Source organism: Streptomyces sp. NPDC058964 (genome assembly GCF_042741275.1).
In the GTDB taxonomy this organism is placed as follows: Bacteria; Actinomycetota; Actinomycetes; order Streptomycetales; family Streptomycetaceae; genus Streptomyces.
On sequence record NZ_JBHYKH010000047.1, the window covers coordinates 29,285 to 30,144 of the forward strand.

The following is an 860-nucleotide window of genomic DNA, read 5'->3' on the forward strand; positions in this document are numbered from 1 at the left end:
TCACCGGCCCGCTCCGCCGACGGTCCGCGACGGAGCCGTGCGATGGTGGGTTCCCCTCGGCATCTTCTGCGGCGCCTGCTGTCGGTGGGCGCGGATTCCGGCGCCACGACCGACGTGGTCGCGGCCGCCCCGCCGTTGCCGCCGCGTGAGGTCTTCCGGCGTTTCTGGCCCTACACACGCGGCCGACGACGCTGGCTGGTGCCGCTTGTGCTCTTCAGCCTGATCGGGCCCGTCGTCGACGCGGCGGAACTGTGGCTGTTCAAGATCGTGGTGGACGACGTGCTCGTACCGCGCGATCTGCAGCCCTTCGTCTGGATCGCACCCGCCTACCTGGCGCTCGTCGTCGGCTCCGGCATGCTCGGATTCGCCGACGACGTGACATCGACGTGGGTCGGCGAGCGGTTCCTGCTCGCGGTACGCCGTGATGTGTTCCGGCACGTCCAGGGTCTGTCGCTCGGCTTCTTCGAACGGCGGCGGCTCGGGGACGTGCTGTCGCGTGTCACGGGTGATGTCGACGCCGTGGAGACCTTCCTGCTCTCGGGAGTGGCGGACGGTCTGTACCACGTGGTGCGGCTGGGTGTCTTCGTCGGGCTGCTGTTCTACCTACGCTGGGACCTGACGCTCCTCGCGCTCGTCATCGTGCCGCTGTTCTGGGGAGCCGCCCGGCACTTCTCCCGGCTGATCAAGGAGGCGTCCCGCGAGCGCAGGCGCCGCAGCGGTTCACTGAGCGCGGTCGCCGAGGAGTCGCTGGGCAATGTCGCCCTGGTCCATGCCTAAAACCGTGATGGAGGGGAGGAGAGCCGCGTCTTGAGCGAGAGCCACGGAAAGGTACACACAAACATTGACTCAGGGCGGGTAAA

At 68.1% G+C, this 860-nt stretch carries 1 protein-coding gene; it reads left to right on the top strand.

The annotated features are described in order from the left end of the window. Positions 1 to 777: ABC transporter transmembrane domain-containing protein (locus ACFW2E_RS09055; RefSeq protein ID WP_384463636.1), on the top strand; the 777-nt coding region annotated here is incomplete at its 5' end. Positions 778 to 860 lie beyond the last annotated feature (83 nt).